Source organism: Paenibacillus sp. FSL P4-0176 (assembly GCF_037975265.1).
Taxonomy (GTDB): Bacteria; Bacillota; Bacilli; order Paenibacillales; family Paenibacillaceae; genus Paenibacillus; species Paenibacillus amylolyticus.
Genome location: NZ_CP150242.1, coordinates 5,532,476 through 5,548,703 on the forward strand (window position 1 = coordinate 5,532,476; position 16,228 = coordinate 5,548,703).

A 16,228-nucleotide genomic window follows, 5' to 3' on the forward strand; every position below is an offset into this window, starting at 1 on the left:
AGGGAAATACCGATCCTCACTTTTTTCGACCTGCTCCCATCAACAAAAAAAGCGCCCAAAAAGCGCTTTTAGTCTTTAGAGTCCTTTAACTTATTAAAAATGACGAACTGCACTTACAAATGAACTATTATCATTAAGTGATCCCCTGCATAATAATTGGTTAGCTTATACTATCATTACTCCATAACATTCTAAAATTTGCTGTACGCAGACTAATAACCAGAAATCGCATCACTTAGAATCCCTTCTAGCTCAGCTCGTATTTCATCGGGTGTCATTGTTTCAACCGGCTTGTACTCGCCATACCTATTGTAGTCTCCGCTATCATCATACACTGGCGTATTCTCCATGTAAGTATCTGTACTTTGCGTGTTTCCACTATAGGAGTCGCTTTCTCGAGTTGATGATTGTTTTTGTTCAGAGCGATAAGATGCATATGAGTCCTTTACCATCTCTCCATTTTTGTACAGTTTTATGTAATCATCGAAGCTTATCATTGGATCACTGCGTCCTTCTTCATATGATTCGTGGGTATATTTGTAATATGAAACCAAGTCAGCGTTATGACCGGTATACCCTCTAGGTATAGCATATAGTGATTCAAGTGCTTTCTCATCTTCTCCGCCCTGCCCATATACATGGTACATGGCATATTTGTACATCATCTGAATATCCTTGCTTGGATTCGAAAGTTGATCCACCAATTTTGCTACCTCTAGGTATTGGCCAGTTGCTAGATATCCATTAATGGTGGACCAAACTTGATCATCTTCAGGCATGAGTTGAGCTGAAGATTCTCCTTTACTAAACTCATAAGAGTACTCAACCATTCTTCCCCATATCTCGTCATCCTTCACATACTCTCCGGACAGATTGATGCCTTGTTCACCTATAATCTCTTTCACATTTTGAGGTTGTACATTGGCTGTAGGTGTAGTGATTGAGACAATATACTTGCCATCTGGAAGCCCCTTCCCACCTGAAGTAAACGGCTCACTTTGAAACATACTGTTATAAACATAGGCCTTCGACTGAGCGCTGTATCCCCCTTCACTCTTCACGGATAACATCAGTTCCATATCTGCCGGCAGATTCGTATTACCACTAATCGCGAGTCGATCATCTCTATCGAATTCTGCATTCACAGATATCTCCACCTGGATGGGCTGCTGTTGCTCCGTTTTTATCTCTTCAAGCTCCACTTGTTCAGACTTATCTGATGAACATCCTGCAAGGATCATTAGTAGTGCACTTGATAACATAAACATTCTTAAATACTTCATATGTATTCTCCTTTGATATTGCTTCGGTAATTTATGCTAATGTTTGGTGTACCAGACATCCAGACATGATTGTGATTGGGTTCAAGCAAGAAAAAGCCTCACTAGTCAAACTGACTAGCAAGGCATACGCTCAATTTCAAAAGCTTCCCAACCAGGTGTTCCAAACTTCTTTATTTGACGGCTTACCAGAATCATTTAATTTCATGTATTCAAGTAATTGGTCCAGGTTGTTTGAATGGTTAACTCGATAATCCTGTATAAATTGCAACATTGCTTTATAAACAATTAGATCTAGTGGAGAGTACGTTGGGGAATCCGTTGCTCCGCCATCTCCATTACCATTTCCTCCACCGACCGGTACTTCAGGAGGGGCAACAGTCACAGCGTCTGCTGAAGTAAACGTACCCGTATCTCCAATATAGGTAGGATAACTAATCGCAATTTCTCCTGTTAGGCTATTCCCTACTCGACCGATGTTGGGTTTTTCAAGAGTCGTTATTTCTCCGCGGCTATTCACAATTCCCTTTAAAGCGGGGATCGTCAAGCGTGTTGGGAAATTTTCAGAGAAAGACAAAGGTTTATAATGAGCAAAAGGATACTGCACAAAAAACGTTGGCTTAACACTTTTTAAAGTAGGCTTTATACCTAACTCCTTTACTACTGCATAATAAGCGGCTAATGCATTAGGGTATTTATTATTTTTTAAGGGGCTAGAACTAGGTAACGAGTATGTTTCATTAAAGCCTACCCTATATATAGCTCCAATTTCATCTACCTGTACCTCCCTAAGGTAAATATCTTTGCCGTACGAATTCTTCATAAATCCAAGTTCACCAAATCCTACTGTTTCTTTAGATGCATCCACATATGAATTCGTAATAACCGAATTAATCGTAGCCACTTTATCTATTTTATTGGTCGAAGCATTGATCAGGGCTCCCGCACCGAAATATTCATCGAATTTTTTCACAAGATAAATTTGTGCATCTGAGTCCCATTGAAGACTATATTTTCTATTTGTCCCCCAAAGATCATCTAAACCCTTGATTGAAGATGTAATAGCGGCTTTTGTAGCCGTATCCGCATCTTGCCAAGCCTGTTTTCCAAAGTCATGCACTTGCTCCATAATAGCGGGTTCAATACCGGTTGCGTTCCCCGCTGCTGCAAGGAGTGCTGTTCCACCCCACTGCATGATAGCACCCGCTTCCAGTTCACCAGAAGCAAAGTCTCTACTTGCAGCCTCCGCTTTTACTTGTACCGCTACCACAAACAATAGAATAAACACGTTAAAAATAACAAAAGTCCTTTTAAAAAGATTATGCTGTTGATGATGCACTTGGTATTCCTCCTAGTATGTATGTCTCTTTAGATCATTGAAATTCTATAACATTCTTATACTACCACCAACCTCTCCAGCAGGATAAATCTAACAGCTTTCACATTATCTCAGATATAACTTTTAGAGTAAATACGTCTTCCTATTGAATCAATCTTTCTAGAATCAATACATCACAAGGACTGCATATCGGATGGCTTAATCACGACGGTTTGGACTCCTTCAGGTACTTAATATTAACTGAAAGTCTACTCTCCATTTGTCATAAATTGTCCGCCACCCGCAGCATGTAGGTTAGGTTTTTGCAGCAACCGATGCCTAAAGCATCTTCTCAGAATCTCTATTGGGAGATTATCCCCCCTCTCTCTCCAACTGATTCCCATGGAATGCCTTCAAAAGAAAAGCCCGATCAGGAACATTCAACCGTTCATACGATTGCAGATATTCCCTATTGTCATATGGTACTCCAATGAATTTCACGTCCACTTTGCCCTCTTGGAGATCCACAATGCCATATCTAGCTATGGCAAGATCGTTACAGCCTAGAGCGCCCGGATTCATATATACTCTTTGATCTGTCTTATAATAATGAAGAATATGATAATGACCAAAACAAACCAAATCATGGGCCGTCCCCTGATACTTCGCGTCCAATTTGGTCCCGGATGGTTCTTTATCGATGACATCCAACTTGTCCTTGTTCATATGATAGTGAGTCAAAAGGAACCGATGTCCTTCGACCTCTTTTTCAACAAATTTCGGCAGAGCTTGTATTCTCTTGATCGATTCTGCACTCAAATGTTGACCAATCCATTCGTGATGTTCGGCTATGCCTTTATGCCCTTCTAACGGCCCCTTATTTTGGAGCAAACTCAATACGGCCTCTTCGTGATTCCCTGAAATTGCTGTCATATTTTTACGTCTGTACAACATCTCTATCACTTCATTGGAGTACGGGCCAATACCGATCATATCCCCCAAACAAAATGTATGCTCAACATCCCCTCTGGAATCGATATCAGCCAGTACCGCCTGAAGTGCAGGAAAATTCCCATGAATATCGGTTAAGATGGCAACCTTCATTGTGATTCCTCCTCAGGAATATACATCGTCTGAATCTCCTGCACACCCGGAATAAAGCCCAGATTCAGATACACGGACTCCGCATCATTTCCTTGCATCACATACAATCGTAGAACGGGATACTTACCCTTAAGTTCATTTAATGCTCTCTGTAACATCAGTGTAGCAAGCCCTCTTCCTCTATATGTCGGACGAACACCTATGCTATATACAGCAGCCTGATTATCTTGCAAGCACAAGCGACAATTTGCAATAAGCTGTCCCGTTTCCTTGTCGTATACTAGGGTGGAAGCTTGAGTTAGAATCTCATTGGTATAATTAGGGTCATCGCTTGGTATAAAATCTGCAAGCGTGGTATGTTTTCTTCGTGTAGCTTCAAGACTTCCTGCAAAACTCTCCATGTCACATTGAGCAATTTCATCTTCATTCACATATTTTTTGGTGCCGGTTTCACTTTCAATAATCTCTGGACTCTTCACGGTTACCCTGCTGTCCCATTCGATTTCAAAATGATCTGTCGGCCGCTGCATCCAGCGACATCTGAACTCCACTGGCCAGAATCCAGCTCGTGCGTATAGATCAACTTGGTCTGGAAGAATCTCAAAGGTCAGAATGCGTTTGGTGCGATCCGACCACTGTAATAATTTATGCTTCAGAAGTTTCAATACCTCAAAGCACTGCTGGAATGGAGGGATAAAAAACAAATGATACATCCGGTTAGGCTCCATTCTCACGCCACCTATTTTGCTTTCCCCCTTGTAAATCCAGTACGCACTGATCTTGGAAGAACTGAACTCTTCTTCCCTGAAAAATCCGACATAACGCATATCATAATAAACCGTGCAATATAATCCCCATTCGGCAAAATCAGCTTTGCGAATCGAATATTCATCCGACAGATCATATTGAAGAATATCTGTAGACCACTCAGTTAAACCCATACGTCATTCCTCCTCAGTTTTAATTAAATGGCAAGCAATCAAATCATTTTTCTATACGCCACCCCGTGAACATGAATTAACACATGCTGTGTTTCCATACGTTCAAAGAAATCCAACATGTCCTTAAACGGATTCTCGAAATACGAAGACTATCAAGGAAAACCTCTAATGTCTGCCCTGTTTTTGTATTCTTGAACATACAGTGCTCGCCGTGAACATCAAAATACCAATTTCCAGTTAATTCTTCTTCTCCGTGGATTACATCCGCATTGGTCAGCAGATGGTACGCACCTGCGAGAATTTCCATACGATCAGGCTGATCGGTTTCCAATATCAGTTGGTCGATCAATTGCCGCGCGATTCTTTGGTACATATCCATCACAGCCAACAATTCCTCCGTAATTTCCTGGGTTATAGCCTTCATACCTTCATATCCTTATCCGGTATCCAATTTCTTCAATTTCACCTTCGATATCACTTAATTTCAGTTCATCATTTAATTGCTGTAGTAAGACCTCATCGATCGGCTTCATATCAAATACCTGTTCAACCAGTTTGATATCCAACGCTATCTCGTAGTAATCCTGTGCCCAAGCATGATAATATTTCGCGCCGCCTACCAAAATCTCTAACAGTTCGTATTCATGATCCCCAAGCTCCGTACCCGCAGACCACCCTTCCTGATCCGCCACACTCCAGATACAGAACGTTGTCTGATCCATTACAAATGCCGGCTCTACCACAAAAGTATTAAATGCTTCTGGAACGCTTTTTACCACCTCACTCCTATCAACCTTATGCTGAAGTGTATACTCTTTATCAAAGCCTTTAATAATCAGCCCATTCGGACTGAATATTGCAAAATAATGATCTCCTTGCCCATCTCTCATGGATGCCATTTGCTCATTCGTGTCCCACTGGGAATTATACGAGTAATACCTGTACTCCCATTCCGGCATCAAAATGGCATCCAACATAGCTGCTGCCTTTAGAATCTGTTTGCATTCACTAATGTGAGGAAGTTTATCGATAAAATTAAGATTACCCATCGTGTGATACTGCCTCCTTTACCCTTTCAAATGGAATAATTAGTTGCCCGACCTTGCGGTTAGCAAGGATATAATAACGTATCCAAAAAGTTGAACCGCAAATACAATGACAACAAACTCAACCATTATGCTGTTCGCTGCATTAAAATCATTCACAAGATCCACAAAGATCTTCCCAGGTCGGGATAATACATCCCACGAATTCCACCGATTAAATCTACCAATGTAAACCCCTATACTGCTCAATAGCAAAATAACACCGACAACCATCATACTAATGTACTTATTTACTAATTTGTTTAACATGCCGTGGAGCTGAATGATCGAACAAGTCGAGAGCAGCAATCCGATGATCGCTACGGCAAACGTCAGGGTGAGTCCATACCAAAAATCAATATTAACCCAAAATCTAACCTCCCCTTGAGCATCAAAATATCTGAATGAATGCAGAATCTCCGTAAAAAGGTAGGCCGCATTGGGCAGAAAAAAGAGCCATACTCCACACATCAGCCCCATACATATCATGCTCGTTGTGGTTAATTTCTTATTGAATATGTATCTAATGCAGGATGAGATGATAAATGGTACCCATGCCAGTAACATATCCCAACTTAAAAATCGATACATATTCGTATCTGTTTGGGCACGTAAATACATCACAACACCTAGACAACATAAAGTAGCCACGAGCAAGGTAACGATGAGTCGGAGATCTTGAACCGGATGTTTGTTATCTTTCATTTCTTTGCTTCTACTTCCTTTTCCTTGATGAATGTTATAAGTTATAAATACTTTTTAAATGCCTTGCTGGATTCTCCGTTGTACCCCAATTTCGTATAAAAGTGATGTGCTTCGTTTCTGGATGATCCGCTCGTAAGAAACACCTTCACACAATTTTTCTGCTCACATACATGCTCTATATGTTTCATCAATTCAGATCCATATCCCTTGCTCTGCACATGTTCCGTAATGATAACCCGTTCAACTACGCCAAATGGTCTATTTTCCACCAAAGCATCCAGACAAATATGTAAATGAGCCGTACCGATCACCTGATCATCCATTTCATACACAAACAAGAAACTGTTTGGGTTATTCCGAACCTCTTCAATCCGTTCTGCCAGTACCTTCGTGTTTAAGTTGTTCGGCAATAATTCTTTATACAGCCTTTCAATAACCGCTGCATCCCTAGCTTCTGCCTCTCTTATCATCAAGCTTCCCCTCCCTGTTACCTCACTTGATAACTTAAAATGATATCACCGTTGTCCTCGAATTCACCTGTGTCCTGAAATCCGCAACTTTTATACAGCGCATTTGCCGCAATGTTATGTGGAACATGGGATACCCTGATTTGCTGGCAGTCTTTTCTCTCTTGCAACATACGAACCACTTCTTGAATAGCAAGTTTGCCGTAACCCTTCCCCTGGTACTTCTCATCAATCATGAAGCGCAGAATCCAGTAATACCCGTCATTGTAGATCTCGTTATCAAATAAAATAAAACCGACCATCTGATCCTCTGCCAAAATGCCGTATGGTTTGGACGTAATTTCCTTCGTCGCATGAATCAATGAATCCGCATTGCTAGCTACCAAATCTAGCTGATCTTCCCGTGGTTTAAGATGGATGCACTCAAGTTCATTTTCTTTGGTTATAGGTTGTAACGTCACTTGCTCCATACCCACAATCCTCTCTCCTTGCAGCTTATTTACTAAATTTTCTTGATCAATATAATCTCCAGAGGTTGTGTATCCAGCAACAGAGCTCCTGCATCAACATACCCCAGCTTTCGATAGAAATGTTGGGCATGTTCGTCTGATTGTGTTGAAGTCATCACCGTATCAAAGCCTTGTTGCTTCATTAATTTTTCCCAGTGATGCACCACTTTTTTGCCATATCCGCCGTTTCGATAGGGTTCATCAATCCAGATCATATTCATGAAGGGAAGGTTGTCCCAAAAGTAACCGTACCTCATCCATCCAACTCTTGATCCCTCGTCCTCGTCCCACAGGATGAATATTTCTTTCTCACTAATCTTCGTTTTCACAAGTGGCTGATGGATATGCCGATCTCTTTCAATGATATAGTCGTAGTCAGCTTCCGTTGCATACTCAATCTTCATTTGTATTACTCCCTTCATTAACTACGTCCATCATAACCCAAAATGTGGTATATGCGAACAGTTCTTTCCTCCTTTTCTCCCATGCCAAGAAACCACGGTTTCCCGTGGCTGCACCCGCTCTATTTTCTCAATCCGCTGTTGATCCGCTGACCAATTGCCCCTTGTACCATACGGCCTGCCGCGCAGATCGCCGTGCAACAGCTTCCGCCGAACAACTCGCATGTACCAATACAAAACTCGCGGTGTCGCCTACCTTCGGCCAGACTTGTCCCCCTTGTGAATCCAGCGGTGTAATCCCGCCTGTTACCCATGCCAAAGATTGAGACAAGGACAGTTCGTCGCTATATCCGTACAGTTCTGCGAATCGTCCCGCTTTCTCAAGCATATCCCCATTGCCAAAGGGAGACCAATGATCCGTCAGGCTGTCTGTGGCCAGCTTCACGTTCACACCCATACGGTGGAGCATGGGAAGAGGCATCATCGTTCTGCCAATGGGCACCGTGGAAGCAATGCTCATCCCAAGCGAGGCCATTCGCTGCGCCATATCTTCTGCTTCCTGGTGTTCTGCGCGGGCGAACCAGAACGCATGACTTACCGTAACTTTACCCTGAAGCCCTGCTGCTTCGGTCAGATTTGCGAGTTCCAACAGCGTTTGTTTGCCAGCCTGCCCGCCATCATGCAAATGAATATCGATGCCCGCCTGGTGCTGAACAGCCAGTTCAACCATGGCGTTCAGTGATTTCTCGATCTGTTCGTCCACCGTATGAGGATCAAGTCCACCCACATGCGTTGCACCTTCCTTCATCGCTTGGCCCATAAGCTCCACTGAATGGGAGCGAAGCAGTCCATGCTGCGGGAAAGCCACGATCTCCGAAGAGATTTTACCCGAAAATGATTCCAGAGCCTGTCGCGTCGCTTCCAGTCTTTTCAAGCCACTGACGGGTTCAATATTGCAATGACTACGTACATGAGTGGAGCCGTACCCCTGGATCAAGGTCAGAATACTCTCCGCTTGACGCTTGGCATCTGGTAGCAACTTGGGCAACAGAACCTTCTCTTCTTCAATACGTTCGAAAATACTGGAGATACGCTTAACGGCTGTCCACGGCCCATCGTAGTAGGTTTTATCCAGATGAATATGTGCCTCCTCGAACGAAGGCAACAGCAGAAGTCCCTTGCCATCTACTTGTGGTAGATCGCTAGACAACGGGTTGTTTCCTTCCACAATCTCCGCGATCACTCCATCTTTAATCCGCAGATGAGCGGGGCTTGTCCGTGTCCCCGTCACCTGTTCCCCCTCCCGAATATAACTCCGCTCCACAGTCACGTTTGTTAACCAATAAGCCTGCTTCATCATGTCATCCCTCTTTTCTTACCCGGCATTACGTCCCCCGGATACCGATTGATCTATGATCCATGGTACCATACGGTTTCACAGGGCAAAAATACGTAAAACGTTGGTGTTCCATATGCGGAACGTTTGTATTACTCTACCTTAATACATGCAAAAAAACAGGCACAATACGTGCCTGCCCCGTCCAATCACCTTAATCTTCTTGGTTACGTCGAGTCTATTAAAAATGAAACCGCGCATGCCCTCCATCGGTCACGCCTTCAATCTGTTCGATATCCAGCAATCTGCGTTTCATTTCCAAACCACCACGGAACCCGGTCAGCTTGCGATTAGCCCCAATAATGCGGTGGCATGGTAGCAGAACCGGAATTGGATTGGCCCCATTGGCAGCACCAACCGCTCGCACAGCTGAAGGTCTTCCAATCGCAGCGGCAATGTCACCATAGGTCCGAATTTCACCATAAGGCACACGCCCTAGCTCTCTCCATACCTCCTGCTGGAAGTTCGTTCCGATCAAGTCCAGGGGGATCGCATCTGTATAAGCCATGGGTTCCCCTGCAAAATAGGACTGCAACCAGTCCATCATACCTGTTTGTTTCAGAGCATCCTCGTTCTCTTCCAGTTCCACGCCAGGTGCAACTTTCTGTATCCAGCCGTTCCAGTCCTCCAGTGTTTCGTTGGGCATGACCACTCGGCACAATCCCTGTTCCGTAGCGAGCAGTACCCATGGACGACCGTCCAACTGCATCGTGGTGTACATCAACTTTTTTCTCATTCGTTTACCGCCCTCTCCCTGGTGGAATGCTTAATGCTAGAACTAGGAGGTAATCTGCTTCTTCACCTTACGTTTCATACTGCGGATCATTTGCTTGCTCTCTGGATCAACGCGATAAGATTCCGTGATTTTCTGAAGTGCCTTATTATACGTAAAATCGTCCAGGCTATTATGGTGCAGATAACGCATAGTCACCTCAGGTTGTTTCACATAAGCCATTGAGATGGCCCAAGCCACTGCCATTTTCACATAATACGCCTCGTGCCTAATCTGATCCAATGCGGATAGAACCTGATCGATATATCTCTCATTCAGATAAAAATTCAACAGCATTACCACACCAAACCGGATTTCATATTCCTGATCAGATCTCAGATAGGGCTGCAAGAACTCCCACATGGGCTCCGAATGGACCTTCGTATATTTCAGTCCCGCACAGAAGCTGTCACACACCGACCAGTTGTCAATCTTCGGTACAAATGTTTCAATAGCCTTTAACAGTTCGTCCAGATCAGCCTGTACATGCCCAATGACCATCGCTTGCAACATCACTTCTTCAAAATATTCATCCTCTGCCGTTTCCAGATACGTGCGCCAGTCCCCGGCGGCAAGTTGCTTGGCAATTTTTCGTAAGGCTGGCAACCTTACACCAAGTACATTCGTGATGTTGGGAATAAGTGCGGCCGAGAATTTTTGATACTCCGGCTCAACCATGCTGAGCAATTGTGTTCTGATATCTACTTCCACTAGCGCATGTCCTCCTTGTCTGTTGCTGTACAACAAGTATATCCTTGAAGTGGCTGTTTGTAAGCCCATATCGAATGTTTGAGCAAGATTACAATATCATTTTGGGACTCTCATTTTTTCTCCATTTGTTTAATTCCCAACCCATTTCGTTTAAAAATATGAAGCTGACCGAATAGAAAGGAGTGTCGATATGAACGGACCTCATACCAAGAAAGATTTCTCCGTGGAGGAGATCACCGAACAACTCGTGCAACATGTACAATCCCGGAACCTTCCCGATTTCTATAAATTGGTGAAAGAACTGCATCCCTACGACCTCTCACTTGTATATAAAAAGTTCCCTGAAGAAGAAACCAATCGGTTTTTGCTCCTGTTCAAACCCGATGCTCTGGCGGATCTCGCCGAGACCTTGAAGCTGCACGAACAGATTCAACTGTTTGAACGACTTGGGCCGGAACGAACGCTTGAAGTCATGCAGCAGATGGACAAAAGTGATCTGATCCGATTCATGCACGATTTGCCTGCCAAACGCAGAGAAGAATTGCTTTCCAACATGAACCTGGATCACTCTGCCATTATCCGATCCGTGCTTAATTATCCGCCGGAAACGGCAGGACGCATCATGACAGATCAATATCGGACCCTGCTCGCTCATGAGACAGCCAAGGAAGCCTTACGACAATCGCAAGGTACCATGCATATCTCAGCCTCCAGTTATCTCTATGTAACCGATAATGAAGGCAAACTGGTCGGTGTCGTGAGTTATCGATCCCTTGCCCTGGCTGACGATAAGACCCAGGTTGAAGAACTGATGACCCGGCGGGTGATCCATGCAACGGTAGATATGGACCAGGAAGAAGCAGCACAGCTTCTACAGCGTTATGAGTTTATTGCACTTCCGGTCGTGGATGAAAATCACAGGTTATGCGGTATCATTCAGATGGATGATGTCATCGATATTATTATGGATGAAGCCAGTGAAGATTTGGCCAAGATGGGGGGCGGTAGCAAGGATATCGACTTTGATACCAAACCACTCGTGGCCGTCAGACGCAGGCTTCCCTGGCTCATCTTGCTTCTATTGATTGGTCTAATCTCGGGAAGTATTGTGGATTTCTTCGAGGATACACTCAATCAGGTTGTGGCACTGGCATTTTTCATGCCGATGATTGCAGGTATGACCGGTAACACAGGAACGCAGTCTCTGGCTGTTGTGGTACGCGGACTGATCGGACGCAAGCTCGACAAAGCCACCGTACTCGCACTGATTGGTCGGGAGATCAAGGTAGGCATAATGATCGGCTTGGTATGTGGATTACTGATCACTGTCATCGCTTATTTCTGGCAAGGAGACTGGTTGCTGGGCGCCATTATTGGGGTATCTCTGTTCCTCACTCTGGTCATTGGTACACTGACCGGTACATGCATCCCGCTTCTACTTAGTCGTTTCAAAGTCGACCCGGCTGTTGCCTCAGGCCCGTTAATCACCACATTGAATGATATCTTGTCCCTGTTTATCTATTTTGGCATCGCCACACGTTTCCTCGATGCCTTGATGTAAATAAGTTGTGCATACAGCAAAACAGACCTGATCCTGAGATCAAGGTCTGTTTTTTCATTTTACCAAGTGTTACGCCGATCTTTTATTTTTATTATAGATATCAAACGCTACAGCGAGCAGCAGTACCAATCCCTTAATCCCCTGTTGCCAGTCAATACCGAGACCAATCAGGGACATCCCGTTATTCAGCACACCCATAACCAAACCACCGATGATGGCACCAAATACCGTACCTATGCCCCCTGAAGCGGAAGCACCACCGATGAAACAGGCCGCAATGGCATCCAGCTCGAAGTTGGTACCCGCTCTTGGCGTAGCCGCATTCAGACGTGCGGCGAAGATCAACCCGGATACCGCGGCAAGTGTACCCATGTTCACGAAAACCCAGAAGGTTACCTTTTTTGTTTTGACCCCAGACAGACCTGCGGCCTTCTCATTACCTCCAAGCGCATACACATGCCGTCCCATGACAGTACGATTCATAACGAAGGAGTACACAACGATCAGGACAAACAGCAGGACCAGGATATTTGGAATACCTGCATAACTTGCGAGTACAAACGTAAACAGATTTGTCACAACAGCCACCACAATCAACTTGAGCAAAAATAGTCCCTTTGACACGACCTCGAATCCATATTTTCGCTGGGAACGGCGTTCCCGCAGTTCATTGACAATGTACCAAACGGTGAGCACAAGACCCACAATGATAGATACCAGACCAAAACCTGAGAATTGAATGTCCGCCAGAAAGCCCGAACTTATTTTCTGGAATCCACCCGGGAAAGGAGAGATCGATTGCCCCTCCAGCACGATCATCGTTAAGCCGCGGAAAAGCAGCATCCCTGCAAGCGTCACGATAAATGCCGGAATTCGCACATAGGCGATCCAGAAGCCTTGCCATGCACCGATCAAAGCCCCAACCAGCAAGGAAGCGATGACTGCAAGCCAAGCCGGAAGCTGCCAATCAACCATCATAATCGCGGCAACGGCACCAACAAAGGCTGCAATGGAACCAACAGACAGGTCAATATGCCCGGTAATGATGACCAGCACCATTCCGATCGCCAGCACCAAAATGTAACTGTTCTGCAAAATCAAATTGGTAATATTAATCGGCTTGAGCAACAGCCCGCCTGTCAGTACCTCGAACAAGAGCATAATCACTACCAAGGCAATAATCATGCCGTATTGACGGATATTATTTTTGAACAGCTTTGTTATCATTTCCATGCTTGCCGCCTCCAGACTTGGTCATATATCTCATCAACGTTTCCTGCGATGCTTGCTCCCGGCTGACTTCACCGGTGATTCGTCCGGCATTCATCACATAAATCCGGTCACACAGGCCAAGAACCTCCGGAAGCTCGGATGAGATTACCAGTACGCCCTTGCCTTCAGCAGCAAGCCGATGAATGATCGTATAGATTTCGAATTTTGCTCCCACATCAATACCGCGGGTAGGTTCATCCAGGATAAGAATATCTGGTCCGGCAAAAATCCATTTGCTGAGCACCACTTTTTGCTGGTTGCCTCCACTCAGATTACCAGTCTTCTGCAAAATGCTCGGTGCTTTGATGTTCATGCTTTTCTTCATCTTTTCCGCCACCAGTACTTCTTCACGCTCATTCACTACTGCGTTTCGCGTCAGCTTGCTCAGACCCGTTAAAGAAATATTGCGCTTGATGTCATCCATTAGAATGAGTCCGTATTCCTTGCGGTCTTCTGTCACATAAGCAAAGCCGTTCTGAATGGCCTCCGTGACGGTATTGTTGTGGATCGGTTTACCATTCTTAATGAGTTGCCCCGAAATATTCCGGCCATAGGATTTGCCAAAGATACTCATGGCAAGCTCGGTACGCCCAGCGCCCATCAGCCCGGCAATACCTACAATCTCACCACGTCTGATATTCATATCGATCTGATCCAGTACTTTTCGCTCGGCATGATGTTCGTGATATACCGTCCAGTCCTTTACCTCAAGGATAACTTCACCAATGGTGGCATGACGCTCCGGATAACGGCTGGTGAGATCACGTCCTACCATTCCGCTAATAATCCGGTCCTCCGTCACTTTTTCCTTCTTCATATCCAACGTCTCAATTGTCTTGCCATCCCGTAAAATAGTTACGGAATCGGATACCTTGGATACCTCATTCAGCTTGTGTGAGATCAGGATACAGGCGATGCCCTGTTTCTTGAATTCCAGCATCAATTGCAGCAGATTTTCACTGTCGTCCTCGTTCAGCGCAGCGGTTGGCTCATCCAGAATAAGCAGCCGCACCTTTTTGGAGAGCGCTTTCGCAATTTCGACCAGTTGCTGCTTGCCTACACCGATGCTGGATACCAGCGTGTTTGGATTTTCGCTCAGTCCCACCTTCGAGAGCAGTTCTCGTGTACCTACATAAGTTTCCTTCCAGTTGACAATTCCTCTGCTGGCACGCTCATTGCCCAAATATATATTTTCCGCGATTGAAAGGTAGGGAATCAGGGCCAACTCCTGATGGATAATGACAATTCCCAGATCCTCGCTCTGCTTAATATCCTTGAACTCACAATTTTTGCCCTGAAATAAAATGTCGCCTTCATACGTGCCATGTGGATATACACCACTCAGTACCTTCATCAACGTAGATTTACCTGCGCCATTTTCACCACATATGGAATGAATCTCGCCTTCACGGACTTTCAGATTGACATTTTCCAGTGCTTTGACGCCAGGAAAGGTTTTGGTGATGTTTTTCATTTCCAGAATGATTCCGGCCATGGGATGTGCTCCTTTCATTTATTATTTCAGTCCGATTTCTTCCTTCGTGTAATACTGTGTACCAACGATATCCTGCTCCACATTTGTACGGTCCACTGAGATTGGATCCAAGAGATACGCCGGAACAACCTCAATTCCGTTGTTATATGATGTTTCGTCATTAACTTCTGCCTGTTTTCCTTGCAAAATACTATTGGCCATCTCTACCGTCTTCTCCGCTAGCTTCCGTGTATCCTTGAACACCGTCTGCGTCTGTTCCCCGGCCACAATTGACTTAATTGAGGCAAGTTCGGCATCCTGTCCTGTAATAACGGGTAGCGGCTTGTTCGAAGTACCGTAACCAATCCCTTTCAAGGATGAAATGATACCAATACTGATTCCATCATAAGGAGATAATACTGCATCCAGATTATCACCCGAGTAATACGCACTCAGCAGGTTATCCATCCGTGACTGGGCCAGTGCACCGTCCCAGCGCAAGGTTGCAATCTGGGCCATCGTCATCTGCTTGCTGCGCACGACCAGCTTGCCGGAATCGATGTACGGCTTCAGGACAGACATCGCACCGTCGAAGAAGAAATAGGCGTTATTATCATCAGGAGAGCCACCAAACAGCTCAATGTTATACGGTCCTTTTCCATCCTTGAGCCCAAGCTTTTGTTCGATGTAGGAGGCTTGAAGCACACCCACCTTAAAATTGTCGAACGTGGCATAATAGGTTAAATATGGCGTATTACGAATGAGCCGATCATACGAGATCACTTGTATCCCTTCGTCATGTGCCTTCTTGATCACATCCGTTAATGTGTTGCCATCCACGGACGCGATGACCATCACATCCACACCTTTGGTGATCATGTTTTCAATCTGTGAAATCTGATTTTCAACCACGTCCTCAGCATACTGAAGATCGGTTTTGTACCCCTGCTCCTGAAACAGACGGACCATGTTCTCCCCGTCTCCCACCCATCGTTCTGATGATTTGGTTGGCATCGATATACCGACATATCCCTTTTCTTTGCTGCCTGGCCCACTCTCTGCCAGATTGCAGGCCGAGAGCATCAAGGTCATCACCAGAAGCCAGATGAGCATTGCTCCTTTTTTCATATGAAGTTCCCCTTTCCTCACATCATACGGTTCTGATTGAGTTATAAGATAACGCTTACAATGCATGTGGTACATTCTGTTGCTTGGTGTTCCTATCTGAGACC

At 44.8% G+C, this 16,228-nt stretch carries 17 protein-coding genes; 1 reads left to right on the forward strand and 16 read right to left on the reverse strand.

The genetic code is table 11. The annotated features are described in order from the left end of the window. Positions 1-212: 212 nt before the first annotated feature. The 13 genes from MKY95_RS25645 to MKY95_RS25705 form a co-directional block, all read right to left on the reverse strand. Positions 213-1,283: a hypothetical protein gene (locus MKY95_RS25645; RefSeq protein WP_051447462.1), complete on the reverse strand. Its 1,071-nt coding sequence runs from the start codon at positions 1,281-1,283 to the stop codon at positions 213-215. A gap of 136 nt (positions 1,284-1,419) precedes the next feature. Next, positions 1,420-2,619, reverse strand: a complete 1,200-nt coding sequence (locus MKY95_RS25650) for a hypothetical protein (RefSeq protein ID WP_339195043.1) — start codon at positions 2,617-2,619, stop codon at positions 1,420-1,422. 351 nt (positions 2,620-2,970) lie between these two features. Continuing rightward, positions 2,971-3,702, reverse strand: a complete 732-nt coding sequence (locus tag MKY95_RS25655) for a metallophosphoesterase family protein (RefSeq protein ID WP_036617128.1) — start codon at positions 3,700-3,702, stop codon at positions 2,971-2,973. Beyond that, positions 3,699-4,643: a GNAT family N-acetyltransferase gene (locus MKY95_RS25660; protein WP_036617125.1), complete on the reverse strand. Its 945-nt coding sequence runs from the start codon at positions 4,641-4,643 to the stop codon at positions 3,699-3,701. Before MKY95_RS25660 ends, MKY95_RS25655 begins: the two co-directional genes overlap by 4 nt. A gap of 76 nt (positions 4,644-4,719) precedes the next feature. Then, complete coding sequence (locus tag MKY95_RS25665; RefSeq protein ID WP_235200857.1) at positions 4,720-5,067, reverse strand: hypothetical protein; 348 nt, start codon at positions 5,065-5,067, stop codon at positions 4,720-4,722. Between the two features lie 4 nt (positions 5,068-5,071). Then, a complete protein-coding gene (locus MKY95_RS25670) occupies positions 5,072-5,692 on the reverse strand; it encodes a hypothetical protein (RefSeq protein WP_036617123.1) in 621 nt (206 codons plus the stop codon). A 39-nt stretch (positions 5,693-5,731) separates the two neighbouring features. Further along, positions 5,732-6,433 (reverse strand): DUF1361 domain-containing protein, encoded by a 702-nt coding sequence (locus MKY95_RS25675; RefSeq protein ID WP_051447461.1) that lies wholly within the window; start codon positions 6,431-6,433, stop codon positions 5,732-5,734. A gap of 41 nt (positions 6,434-6,474) precedes the next feature. Further along, entirely contained in the window at positions 6,475-6,903 is a 429-nt protein-coding gene (locus MKY95_RS25680; protein ID WP_036617120.1) for a GNAT family N-acetyltransferase, read from the reverse strand. A gap of 17 nt (positions 6,904-6,920) precedes the next feature. After that, positions 6,921-7,370: a GNAT family N-acetyltransferase gene (locus MKY95_RS25685; protein WP_036617536.1), complete on the reverse strand. Its 450-nt coding sequence runs from the start codon at positions 7,368-7,370 to the stop codon at positions 6,921-6,923. Positions 7,371-7,402: 32 nt separating this feature from the next. Continuing rightward, a complete protein-coding gene (locus MKY95_RS25690; protein WP_036617117.1) occupies positions 7,403-7,813 on the reverse strand; it encodes a GNAT family N-acetyltransferase in 411 nt (136 codons plus the stop codon). A 127-nt stretch (positions 7,814-7,940) separates the two neighbouring features. Continuing rightward, complete coding sequence (locus MKY95_RS25695) at positions 7,941-9,167, reverse strand: amidohydrolase (protein ID WP_036617533.1); 1,227 nt, start codon at positions 9,165-9,167, stop codon at positions 7,941-7,943. Between the two features lie 220 nt (positions 9,168-9,387). Continuing rightward, positions 9,388-9,942 (reverse strand): methylated-DNA--[protein]-cysteine S-methyltransferase, encoded by a 555-nt coding sequence (locus MKY95_RS25700; RefSeq protein ID WP_036617114.1) that lies wholly within the window; start codon positions 9,940-9,942, stop codon positions 9,388-9,390. A gap of 42 nt (positions 9,943-9,984) precedes the next feature. Then, the gene (locus MKY95_RS25705; RefSeq protein ID WP_036617112.1) at positions 9,985-10,689 is read right to left on the reverse strand and encodes a DNA alkylation repair protein; all 705 of its coding nucleotides are present in this window, start codon (positions 10,687-10,689) and stop codon (positions 9,985-9,987) included. Between the two features lie 190 nt (positions 10,690-10,879). Between MKY95_RS25705 and mgtE the strand changes: the two genes are divergently transcribed. Beyond that, a complete protein-coding gene (mgtE, locus tag MKY95_RS25710; protein ID WP_051447459.1) occupies positions 10,880-12,250 on the forward strand; it encodes a magnesium transporter in 1,371 nt (456 codons plus the stop codon). Positions 12,251-12,319: 69 nt separating this feature from the next. On the opposite strand, the gene mmsB is transcribed toward mgtE, so the two are convergent. Genes mmsB through chvE form a run of 3 tightly spaced genes read right to left on the reverse strand, consistent with a single transcriptional unit; the run spans position 12,320 to position 16,124 of the window. After that, the gene (mmsB, locus tag MKY95_RS25715) at positions 12,320-13,483 is read right to left on the reverse strand and encodes a multiple monosaccharide ABC transporter permease (RefSeq protein ID WP_036617110.1); all 1,164 of its coding nucleotides are present in this window, start codon (positions 13,481-13,483) and stop codon (positions 12,320-12,322) included. Continuing rightward, the gene (gene mmsA, locus MKY95_RS25720) at positions 13,452-15,017 is read right to left on the reverse strand and encodes a multiple monosaccharide ABC transporter ATP-binding protein (RefSeq protein ID WP_338706851.1); all 1,566 of its coding nucleotides are present in this window, start codon (positions 15,015-15,017) and stop codon (positions 13,452-13,454) included. Before mmsA ends, mmsB begins: the two co-directional genes overlap by 32 nt. Positions 15,018-15,038: 21 nt before the next feature. Next, positions 15,039-16,124, reverse strand: a complete 1,086-nt coding sequence (gene chvE / locus MKY95_RS25725) for a multiple monosaccharide ABC transporter substrate-binding protein (protein WP_036617106.1) — start codon at positions 16,122-16,124, stop codon at positions 15,039-15,041. Positions 16,125-16,228: the final 104 nt, after the last annotated feature.

What these genes read in the sequence shown, in the direction of transcription:
- MKY95_RS25680 (WP_036617120.1), bottom strand. Translation starts at nt 6,903, where the DNA reads ATGATAAGAGAGGCAGAAGCTAGGGATGCAGCGGTTATTGAAAGGCTG.
- mmsB (WP_036617110.1), bottom strand. Translation starts at nt 13,483, where the DNA reads ATGGAAATGATAACAAAGCTGTTCAAAAATAATATCCGTCAATACGGC.
- MKY95_RS25645 (WP_051447462.1), bottom strand. Translation starts at nt 1,283, where the DNA reads ATGAAGTATTTAAGAATGTTTATGTTATCAAGTGCACTACTAATGATC.
- MKY95_RS25670 (WP_036617123.1), bottom strand. Translation starts at nt 5,692, where the DNA reads ATGGGTAATCTTAATTTTATCGATAAACTTCCTCACATTAGTGAATGC.
- MKY95_RS25660 (WP_036617125.1), bottom strand. Translation starts at nt 4,643, where the DNA reads ATGGGTTTAACTGAGTGGTCTACAGATATTCTTCAATATGATCTGTCG.
- mgtE (WP_051447459.1), top strand. Translation starts at nt 10,880, where the DNA reads ATGAACGGACCTCATACCAAGAAAGATTTCTCCGTGGAGGAGATCACC.
- MKY95_RS25685 (WP_036617536.1), bottom strand. Translation starts at nt 7,370, where the DNA reads ATGGAGCAAGTGACGTTACAACCTATAACCAAAGAAAATGAACTTGAG.
- chvE (WP_036617106.1), bottom strand. Translation starts at nt 16,124, where the DNA reads ATGAAAAAAGGAGCAATGCTCATCTGGCTTCTGGTGATGACCTTGATG.
- mmsA (WP_338706851.1), bottom strand. Translation starts at nt 15,017, where the DNA reads ATGGCCGGAATCATTCTGGAAATGAAAAACATCACCAAAACCTTTCCT.
- MKY95_RS25665 (WP_235200857.1), bottom strand. Translation starts at nt 5,067, where the DNA reads ATGAAGGCTATAACCCAGGAAATTACGGAGGAATTGTTGGCTGTGATG.
- MKY95_RS25675 (WP_051447461.1), bottom strand. Translation starts at nt 6,433, where the DNA reads ATGAAAGATAACAAACATCCGGTTCAAGATCTCCGACTCATCGTTACC.
- MKY95_RS25700 (WP_036617114.1), bottom strand. Translation starts at nt 9,942, where the DNA reads ATGAGAAAAAAGTTGATGTACACCACGATGCAGTTGGACGGTCGTCCA.
- MKY95_RS25690 (WP_036617117.1), bottom strand. Translation starts at nt 7,813, where the DNA reads ATGAAGATTGAGTATGCAACGGAAGCTGACTACGACTATATCATTGAA.
- MKY95_RS25695 (WP_036617533.1), bottom strand. Translation starts at nt 9,167, where the DNA reads ATGAAGCAGGCTTATTGGTTAACAAACGTGACTGTGGAGCGGAGTTAT.
- MKY95_RS25655 (WP_036617128.1), bottom strand. Translation starts at nt 3,702, where the DNA reads ATGAAGGTTGCCATCTTAACCGATATTCATGGGAATTTTCCTGCACTT.